Source organism: Flavobacteriales bacterium TMED191 (genome assembly GCA_002171975.2).
Lineage (GTDB): Bacteria > Bacteroidota > Bacteroidia > Flavobacteriales > TMED113.
This window is the reverse complement of record NHIO02000015.1, coordinates 1-9,849: the sequence shown is the minus strand read 5'-3', so window position 1 is coordinate 9,849 and position 9,849 is coordinate 1. Positions and strand designations below refer to the sequence as shown.

Genomic DNA, 9,849 nt, shown 5'->3' with positions numbered 1-9,849 from the left:
CATATTTATAATATAACATCCATCTTCAAAGCAATAGTTTCCGCAATAACTTCCTCCATTTATTCCTGAACTACAAAGTTTTATTAATAAAAAATATATAATTTCTAAAAAATTAATAATTGATAATTATTTAAAAAAAAAATTATCAAAATTCAAACAATTGTATCCGTTATTACTAATTATTATATATATAACTTTATCCAGTTTATTTTTAAATATTAACAATCTGAATGTCAAAAGCATCATGATTGATTTTATGGGAATTTTCTTTATTGTATTTAGTTTCTTTAAATTTTTAGATTTGAAAGGATTTAAAGATTCATTCCACAAATATGATTTGATTGGTAAGAGGTCCAAAATATATTGTTTTATATATCCATTAATTGAAATTACTATTGGTCTTTTTTTACTAAACAGATTTCAAATCAATTTAAGTTTATATATTACAATTATGATTTTACTATCAACTACAACAGGAGTTATTCAAACTCTAAGAAAAAATTCTAACGCTAAATGCGCGTGTTTGGGCACTGTATTAAATCTTCCTATGACAGAAGCTACATTAATTGAAAATATTACGATGATAATAATGAGTATTCTTATTTTAAATTCAAATACTTAAAATATTAAAAATAAAAACATGGAATTATTGTTTATTTTTAATCATTACAAATTTATTTACTTTTATTAAAATGGATAAGAATATTTTTGGAGAACCATTAAAGCTATGTTGTTCAAAACCACTAACTGGTTATTTTAGAGATGGTTATTGTAGAACAGATAAGTCCGATTACGGTAGTCACACGGTGTGTGTTATAGTAACTAAAGAATTCCTTGAATTTTCAAAACTCAATGGTAATGACCTCACAACTCCCAACTCAGATTACTTATTTCCAGGGCTAAAACCTGGAGATAAATGGTGTTTATGTGCTTTAAGATGGAAAGAAGCTTTAGAGGCTGGGTGTGCTCCACAAGTTGAATTAGAATCTACTGACGAAAAAGCATTACTAATAATTAATATTAATGACCTAATTGCACATGCAAAAAAATAAAAAATTTAATTTTGATTATTCTTACTTATCGCTACCTAATCAATTTTACAGTATTACAAAAACAAATACATTTCCTAAACCCAAAGTTATACTACTAAACAAAAATCTCTGTAGCTCTATTAATCTCATAATTAAAAACCATGAAGATCTAATTAAATTATTGTTTACAAAAGACAAAAAAATCAAATCATTTTCACAAGCCTATGCAGGACATCAATTTGGGTATTTTACTAAGTTAGGAGACGGGAGAGCTGTCATTTTAGGCGAACACAAATCAATAGATAAACAAAAAGTTGATATACAAGTAAAGGGAAGTGGTAAGACTCCATACTCTAGAAATGGAGATGGAAAAGCTACATTAAAATCTATGTTAAGAGAATACTTAATAAGTGAAGCTATTCACTATTTAAATATTCCTACTTCAAGAAGCTTAGCAGTATTAGAAACAGGAGAAACTATTCAAAGACAAACTTTAGAGGAAGGCGGAATACTTATAAGAGTTATGAAAAGTCATATTAGAGTTGGAACTTTTGAATATGCGTCATATTTCTGTTCAGAAGAAAATTTAAAAAGTCTTGCATCGTATACAATAAATCGGCTATACCCCGAAATCAACGATTATGAGAATCCCTCTCTAATTTTATTAACAAAAGTAATGGAAAAACAAATTGATTTAATAATAAACTGGATGCGTGTTGGTTTTATACATGGCGTAATGAATACAGACAACACATCAGTATCAGGTGAAACGTTTGACTATGGGCCTTGTGCATTTATCAATGAATTTAATACTGATACAACTTATAGTTCTATTGATCATAATAAAAGATACTCATTTGGAAACCAAGCAAGAATTATCAAATGGAATATTTCTAGGTTTGCAGAATCTCTTTTACCCATAATACATAAAAACAAGGAAAAAGCGCTCCAACTCGCTCAAGACATAATTGATAGTTTTGATGATTTATGGGAGCGAAAATATTATGGCATGATGCTTAATAAAATTGGAATTGAAACAAATAATAAAATTTCATATCCATTAGTAGACAGACTTTTACATTTGATGAAAAAAAATAGAGCAGACTACAACAATACATTTCTATCATTAACAAAAAATAATTTAAGTAATAATGAATTAAACAATGATTTTGAATATATAAGATGGAAAAAAGAATGGAAAAAAAATATTAATACAAAAACAAAGACACATATTGCCAAAAATCTTATGAAAACAAATAATCCAGTTATAATTCCAAGAAATCATATCGTTGAAAATGCAATAGAAGAGGCAAGTAATGGAAATATGAATTCATTTCAAAAATTATTAAAAATCATTAAAAAACCATATGGATATCAAGAAAAACTAATCAGTTACATGAAGCCTCCAAGCTCAGATTTTGAAAAAAAATATAAAACATATTGTGGCACCTAAATACAATATATTTTAGGGATTATTAATTAAAATTAAATAAATTAAGAATCAACAAAAATACAATTAGCAACCTTCTTTGCATTGCTCACTAAAATGTCAATATTGTCATTACCATAAGCAAGTGCAACTGCCATTCTTCTAAATTTATGTGCAGAAGGTTTACCAAAAATCCTAAAATCTGTATTTGGAAATTTAGCCGCCTCTTTTATTCCTAAATAAGTTGGTGGATTATTAATTTTCTTATCAGCTAAAATAACAGACGAAGCACCATTTCTAACTAAGGAAATATTCAAAACAGGTATTCCTAAAATAGCACGAGAATGCAATTCAAACTCTGTGAAATTTTGTGTACCAGCTAATGTAACCATACCAGTATCGTGAGGCCTTGGTGATAATTCAGAAAAATAAACTTCATCATTTGCAATAAAGAATTCCACGCCCCAGATTCCATTACCACCTAAAGCAGAGGTTACACTAGATGCCATATCTTGAGCTAACCTTAAATGTATTTCATTCATATTCATTGGTTGCCAACTTTCCTGATAATCACCTCTTTGTTGGCAGTGACCTATTGGTGGACAAAAAAGAGTATTACCATTATTTTGTGTAAGAGTTAATAATGTAATTTCATAATCAAAATTGATAAATTCTTCAATAATTATTTCATTTAAATCCCCTCTGGATCCAGAAATAGCATAATCCCATGCATTTTGAATATCTTTTTTGTTTTTAACAATTGACTGTCCTTTACCAGAGCTAGACATTAGAGGCTTCACAACACAAGGAAAACCAATTAAATCTATGGCATAAATTAACTCATTTAATGTTTTCGCATATTTATAATTAGCAGTTTTTAAACCTAGTTCTATAGAAGCAAGATCTCTTATTGCTTTACGATTCATAGTATAATTAACTGCCTTTGCAGATGGTATTACAGTGATATTTTTTTTTTCATAATCATAAAAACGTTCTGTTCTAATACTCTCTACTTCAGGTACAATAAAATCAGGATTATGCTTTAAAACAATTCTATCTAACTCTTCACCATCTAACATGTTAATAACCTCAGATTCGTGGGCAACTTGCATAGCTGGTGCATTCTCATAATTATCAACAGCTATTATATATTGACCTAGTCTTTGCATAGAAATCACTAACTCCTTTCCTAACTCACCTGAACCAAGTAATAATATTTTTTTTCTCATAATTAAAAATAATATTTTTAGAAATTAATTTATAGTAAATTACATAATCTGAGTCTTTAAGTAATTAAAATACTGAAAAAAATGACTAACTATCTAATTGTTAAATCTAAATACTAAAAATAACATATTAAGATTAAGAAATATTTTTCAAAATAATTAAATTTAAAACATGAATAATATAAATCCTTATAATAATTCTGAAAAGAAAAAAACTCAAATAATAAACATGTTTGATAATATTTCTCAGACATATGACTTGCTGAATAAGCTATTATCTTTTCGAATGGATTATATATGGAGAAAAAAATTAATAAAATACATCAATAACAGTCCTGAAAAAATACTTGATATTGCTACTGGAACTGCTGACCTTGCTATTATGGCAGCAAAATATACTAATGCAAATATTACGGGTATTGATATATCAAATAAAATGTTGGGAGTCGGAAATAAAAAAATTAAAAAATTTAAATTATCAAACAGAATATCCTTGCAATTAGCTGATGCTGAAAACTTACCATTTAAAAACAACTCATTTCAAGCGATTACTTCAGGATTTGGAGTTAGAAACTTTCAAAATATCAATTTAGGTTTGTCAGAAATGCACAGAGTTTTAGAAAAAGATGGTATCTTATTAATTCTTGAACCATCAAAACCATCAATATTTCCTATAAAACAAATTTATAATACCTATTTCACATATGTATTGCCTTTTTTAGGAAAAATAATATCTAAAGATAAAATGGCATACACATATTTAATAAATTCTGTTAATGAGTTTTATACAAAAAAAACATTCCTAAAGAAACTGAAAAAAATTGGCTTTAAGGACTGTAAACATATACCAATAACTTTTGGAATAGTCTCATTATACATTGCTAAAAAATAAAAATGGAGATTGAATTAATCTTACTGTATCAAACTTAACATCTCATTTGGATAAGAAAAATTTTTAATAATATTAAAAATCAAAAAATAATTACTCACATAAATAAAATGAATAAATAAACCGATGTAATTAATGATTAAATTTATTAAGTGAATATTTATCAATCATTTATTTTAATACCTTTTTTTACTTTATCAAAGGTAGATACAATTTATTTTACTAGTAGCAACCCATTTTCTTTTAAAGACATTATTGAAAATTTAGAATCCCAAGAGGAACAACAAGTTTATGGAGTTCTCAAATTCCCAAAAAAATTAACAAAGACTAAAATTCCACTAATTATTGCTTTTTCTGGAAGCGAAGGATGGGCAGATCATCATTATGAATACTTAAAAATATATAGAGAACTAGGTATAGCAACTTTTGAAGTATGTAGTTTTAAAAGTAGAGGAGTTTTATCTACTGTGGGATCACAAACAGATATTACTACAGCTATGATGGTTTTAGATGGTTACAAAGCTTTTGAAGCGCTTAGCCAGCACATTAATATAAACTCTAAAAAAATTGGAATAACAGGCTGGAGTCTTGGTGGAGGAGTCACATTATTTTCTGCATGGAATCCATTAAAAATGGCTATAAATAATGATGTAAATTTTGCAGCACATTTAGCACTATATCCACCTTGTATAGTAAAACCAGAAAATCTAAATTTTTCTAATTCACCTATACATATTTTAATTGGAGAATTAGACAACTGGACTCCTGCACAAGCTTGTGTAGATTTATTACAATTAATCAATCAAAGCAATATTGATTTAACTGTGTACCCAGACGCTCATCATTCATTTGACAGAAATTCAGAACCTACTATTAACAAAAATGGTTATGTCTTAACAGATTGTCGATTTAAAATGAAGAAAAATGGAGAAATAGTAATGAATTTTCTAAACATTCCTATGTCTTCTCCACTCTTACAAAAAATAGGTCTTGCCTCATGTGTGAAAAGAGGCCCTACATATGGTGGAAATCCAATAATAAAAAATAAATCAATAGAGTTTTCTAAAGAATTTATGAAAAAACATCTTTTAGATTAGGATATGCTTGTATCTACATATGAAAAGTTTATTTTAAAATAATTTTTTTATCAACAGTACCATCATCAAAGAAGCGAATTATTAATCCATTGTAATTGCTCTTGACGTCAGAACCTAAAGTATTTACAACGTGAACTAATCTTTTATTGTGAACTAATTCAGAATTTAAATTAATTGAATTAAAATCTAGCTTAAGACCAATAGGCCTATGATCAGACACATTGTAGTCATAACTATTCCAACCACCCATATAATCATCAATTTTAATTACTGAAATAATTGAATTAGAATTTTGCAGTTCGTCAAAAAGTTCGTCAGTAATAAGCATATGATCTAGATGAGATGGCCAACTAGGGTAAGACCAATCTAAACTATTGCCTTGTGCAATTTGCATATCTGCGAAAAGATAATTTTCATTATCATCAATAAAACTTTGAAATACATTATTTGGAACAGCATCTATTAAGTTGTCATTCAAATCTCCTGTAATTATAACATTTGTGTTTGAAAAATTATTATCAATAAATTGTTTTAAATAAATAACTGCTTGTAACCGTCTATATTCCTCGTCATTAGAGTTGTTAAAATCTAAAATACCATCACCACAACATTTAAAATGATTATTAATGATAATATAATCATTACCAAAAAAAGAAAAATCAAGTACTTGTGGTGACCTTGGGAATGCACTCCAATATGGATTAGATGTAAATATTTCATAGATAGAATTCACTTGAATGGTATTAGAATTGTATACATAGGCTAAACCTCCATAATAACTACTTTTAAAATGACACTCATAATTTGGAATATTTGAGATAATTTCTTTTAAAAGTGTAGTGTCTTCAATTTCCTGTAGTGCATATATATCAGCCTCTAAATTTGTAATAATTTCTTGAACATAAGTTGCAGTTGTATTAGTCTTTGGAAACCATTCTATATTCCAACTCACGATATCAAGAGAAGATTCAGTTCCAAATAGTAAATCATTAAAATTTTGTGCTATTATAATTTGATTAAAAAACAGAATTATAAAAAAAAATTTATTCATAAAAAGAAATTTAAATCAAGATAATATATTAAACATAACAACTTAAAATGAATGTTATTTTAGATATTCTAACACTTTTTTATTAAAAATTGAAGGCTTATCTATATTTACAACATGTCCAGCACCTTCAATAGAATAATAACTATGTAGATTGTTTTTTGATGAAAATCTTCTAACATCTTCGGAAAATAAATAATCATCTGTGCCTGATAAAAAAAGAATATATTTATTAAAGTTAATTGGTTTCAAATGAAGAATATACTTTTTTAAATCAGGTATTAACTTAAGTAGTTTTTTAAACACCTTTCTCTCAATCAATTTAGCTTCATTAATAAATATAAATCTTGACTCTTTATGATTTGATTTAGGCATAATTATATATGCAAATAATTTATACAATAATAAATTTGGTAAAATATTTTTCAATAAGTTTAAGCAAAATAAAAGAAATCGAGAAATATAATTAAATGAGGTAATAGCTCCAGAGAGAATCGATTTATTAATATATGTTCTATGTGTCTCAATAAGCCTTAAAATCAACAAGGATCCAAAAGAAATACCAACGAAATGAGAGCTTTTAATTTTTAAAAACTTAAGAACATTAATAACATCTTCACAAACAACAGAAAGATTAAAATCAGAATCTAAAGATATATTTGTTGATTTTCCATGTCCTCTTAAATCGACAAAAAGTAAATTATAATGTTGACATAAATCTCTAACCTGCTTATGCCATATATTACTACTTCCTCCAAATCCATGAATAAATGTAATCCACTGCTTGTTTTTTTTATTTATATGTGTTTTAAATTTTAACATATTAGGTTGATAAATACTGATTTTGATCGGCTAAATATAATAATTAAAGCTTACAAAAGAGGTTTATTAAGACATATTAAAGTAATTCAATACACCTTTATTTAATTATTTTTAAATATTTGCCAGGTCATTAATTAATTCACCTTCAATGGTAATAACAGAAGGTTTGGGCGAACCTTTTCGATTAGGCCAAGTACTAGTTAAATTATTTATACTTAGACTTCTCTCACCAGGATGTTGAACACTTAAAAAAAGTGTTTTCCCGTCAGGAGAAAAACAAGGGCCTGTAAATTCCGCATCAATAGGAGCAGAAGCTACTTGAATAATTTCTCCTGATTGAATGCCGTTTCTAATTAAAACAAATAAACCATTATTTTTAAATGGCAAGTATTCTAAACTTTTATTCATTTTACTGCCAGAAATATCAGATGTGAACCATAAATTACCTGCCTTATCAAATAATAAATTATCAGGACAAGAAAAGCCTGTTGAAACTCCTCCACTTTTAAGTGTTGCAAATTCAAACTCTAATGAATCATGTTTGTTGTTTTTTTCAACAATTTTTAACAAACTACCATGCATATCCTGTTTAGAATAATTATTTGTTAGCGCTATAATAACATTATTATTAAAAGGATCAATCTCGATATCCTCTGGTCTATCAAGTTCAGTTCCTCCAACTAATTTTGCAGACTCTCGAAGATATGTGAGAACCTCCATTTGATTTTTAAATTTTTTCCTTAATACTTCATGTTTTTGATAAGAAATTTCAATCCATTTTTTGTTCTCCATAGATGCAACATATAGCTTTCCATTTGTCAAATCTTCTTTTGAGTCAGAAATAAACTTATACAAACAACCATTTTCCATATCGTCACCAGTATATACTACTAGACGTTTGTCGTCTAGAATTTTTACTGTTGCACATTCATGAGCACATCTTCCTAAGGAGACTAATTTTCTTTTTTTTCCTGAAAATGGATCTATCTCTACAACCCAACCGTAATGCTCGGGGGGGAATGGGAAATATTTGGTCCACCCTACATCATATGATGTTTTAGAAATCGTTCTATCAATTAAGTTTCTTTCACCATAAAACATATCATAATTTTCTTCACAAGTCAATATAGTTCTCCATGGTGTTATACCTCCAGAACAATTAGCTAAAGTTCCAATAGCAATTGACGAACCTTCAATAATTTTATTATTATCAAAATTTATTTCGTCCAACGCATCAACTCTTTGATTAAATTTATCGTTAATATCAATTTTCCATGTTTTTAAGTCTTTATAAACTTTAAAAAAACTACCTCCTACATTTCTCATTTCTTCCTTAATATCTTCTATGGTTTTTTCTTCATTTGGTTTTGCAGAAAAAAATAAAGGATGTATATATTCATGGTTAACCCACAAATATCCTTCATCAGATGTTTTTCCAGGCAAAAATGCTATATAGTCATTATTAAATCCAAACTTATCTTTTTTGTTAATTTTATCCTTCCAAGAAACTAATATTTTATAATTTAAACCATCTGCAAGTATGACATCATCTTTATTTGATGGTTTAATTCCTTTTATATTTGAATAATTTAAATACTCACTTACATTTTGTTGAGAAAGTAGTGGTGCAAATGCACTAACAGTAATACTTTTGCCTAAAAAATTTAAAAAATCCCTTCTATTCATATATTATTTATATTAATGTGAAATTTGATTTCATTAGATAAATTTACTTATTTATTTCAAAATCATGTAATCAGTAAAATCATGAACCCCAAAATATATATACTTTTTACAAAAAAAACACTTGCTTATTTATCAAAAAAACTACTTTTTTTGCATTAAAAAAAGATATTCTAGATATTTATCATCACTATTAACCCAATCATTTGTCCACCTCATATTTCCCATGACATTTTTTTTATAATTAATCTCAATAGCTTTTAACATTTTTCCTGATTTATTAATAATATCATTTAAATCTTTCTTTGTAGTTCTACCACCAGAGCTATAAGACAATAAGATGTATTTCGCATTTGTTTTTTGAATTAATTCATCTAATGCCTGCATAGCTACAAAAGATCCATCTTTATTTTTTCTAAAATCCTCAAATACCGATGCAGCAATATTATCTCTTGTATCCTCTCTTCGATTTGCCTTTCCAAAAATTTTGGGCATATCGTGCTGGATAATAGATGTCCAAATATGATAATAAGAGGCATATCGTACTCTACTTGGTGGCATTTTTTCATTATTAGAACCATATGGTGGATCAAAATATACAAAGTCATATTTATTATCAACAAT

At 27.1% G+C, this 9,849-nt stretch carries 9 protein-coding genes; 5 read left to right on the top strand and 4 right to left on the bottom strand.

Features of this window, described 5'->3' with window-relative positions; translation table 11 throughout:
- Nucleotides 1–301 precede the first annotated feature (301 nt).
- The 3 genes from CBD51_001025 to CBD51_001015 all read left to right on the top strand — a co-directional run bounded on the left by CBD51_001025 (nt 302) and on the right by CBD51_001015 (nt 2,484).
- Nucleotides 302–622 (top strand): hypothetical protein, encoded by a 321-nt coding sequence (locus tag CBD51_001025; GenBank protein RPG60438.1) that lies wholly within the window; start codon nt 302–304, stop codon nt 620–622.
- Nucleotides 623–692: 70 nt separating this feature from the next.
- A complete protein-coding gene (locus tag CBD51_001020) occupies nt 693–1,052 on the top strand; it encodes a DUF2237 domain-containing protein (protein RPG60437.1) in 360 nt (119 codons plus the stop codon).
- Nucleotides 1,033–2,484 carry a YdiU family protein gene (locus CBD51_001015; GenBank protein RPG60436.1) on the top strand — a complete coding sequence of 484 codons (1,452 nt, stop codon included), beginning with the start codon at nt 1,033–1,035 and terminating at the stop codon, nt 2,482–2,484. The genes CBD51_001020 and CBD51_001015 overlap by 20 nt, the downstream gene beginning before the upstream one ends.
- A gap of 41 nt (nt 2,485–2,525) precedes the next feature.
- Here the strand turns inward: CBD51_001015 and CBD51_001010 are convergent, their stop codons facing one another.
- On the bottom strand, nt 2,526–3,689 hold the full coding sequence (locus CBD51_001010; protein ID RPG60435.1) for a formate-dependent phosphoribosylglycinamide formyltransferase: 1,164 nt from the start codon (nt 3,687–3,689) through the stop codon (nt 2,526–2,528).
- Between the two features lie 169 nt (nt 3,690–3,858).
- Here CBD51_001010 and ubiE point away from each other — a divergent pair, with 169 nt between their 5' ends.
- Nucleotides 3,859–4,578 carry a bifunctional demethylmenaquinone methyltransferase/2-methoxy-6-polyprenyl-1,4-benzoquinol methylase UbiE gene (gene ubiE, locus CBD51_001005; protein RPG60434.1) on the top strand — a complete coding sequence of 240 codons (720 nt, stop codon included), beginning with the start codon at nt 3,859–3,861 and terminating at the stop codon, nt 4,576–4,578.
- A 149-nt stretch (nt 4,579–4,727) separates the two neighbouring features.
- A complete protein-coding gene (locus CBD51_001000) occupies nt 4,728–5,672 on the top strand; it encodes a hypothetical protein (protein RPG60433.1) in 945 nt (314 codons plus the stop codon).
- A gap of 28 nt (nt 5,673–5,700) precedes the next feature.
- Here CBD51_001000 and CBD51_000995 read toward each other — a convergent pair whose 3' ends face one another.
- The 3 genes from CBD51_000995 to CBD51_000985 all read right to left on the bottom strand — a co-directional run bounded on the left by CBD51_000995 (nt 5,701) and on the right by CBD51_000985 (nt 9,228).
- Entirely contained in the window at nt 5,701–6,723 is a 1,023-nt protein-coding gene (locus CBD51_000995; protein ID RPG60432.1) for a hypothetical protein, read from the bottom strand.
- Nucleotides 6,724–6,777: 54 nt separating this feature from the next.
- The gene (locus CBD51_000990) at nt 6,778–7,542 is read right to left on the bottom strand and encodes an alpha/beta hydrolase (GenBank protein RPG60431.1); all 765 of its coding nucleotides are present in this window, start codon (nt 7,540–7,542) and stop codon (nt 6,778–6,780) included.
- A gap of 111 nt (nt 7,543–7,653) precedes the next feature.
- Nucleotides 7,654–9,228 (bottom strand): DUF839 domain-containing protein, encoded by a 1,575-nt coding sequence (locus CBD51_000985; protein ID RPG60430.1) that lies wholly within the window; start codon nt 9,226–9,228, stop codon nt 7,654–7,656.
- Nucleotides 9,229–9,849 lie beyond the last annotated feature (621 nt).

Excerpts from the sequence above, each read along its gene's own strand:
- CBD51_001020 (RPG60437.1), top strand. The coding sequence starts at position 693 with ATGGATAAGAATATTTTTGGAGAACCATTAAAGCTATGTTGTTCAAAA.
- CBD51_001010 (RPG60435.1), bottom strand. The coding sequence starts at position 3,689 with ATGAGAAAAAAAATATTATTACTTGGTTCAGGTGAGTTAGGAAAGGAG.
- ubiE (RPG60434.1), top strand. The coding sequence starts at position 3,859 with ATGAATAATATAAATCCTTATAATAATTCTGAAAAGAAAAAAACTCAA.
- CBD51_000995 (RPG60432.1), bottom strand. The coding sequence starts at position 6,723 with ATGAATAAATTTTTTTTTATAATTCTGTTTTTTAATCAAATTATAATA.
- CBD51_000990 (RPG60431.1), bottom strand. The coding sequence starts at position 7,542 with ATGTTAAAATTTAAAACACATATAAATAAAAAAAACAAGCAGTGGATT.
- CBD51_000985 (RPG60430.1), bottom strand. The coding sequence starts at position 9,228 with ATGAATAGAAGGGATTTTTTAAATTTTTTAGGCAAAAGTATTACTGTT.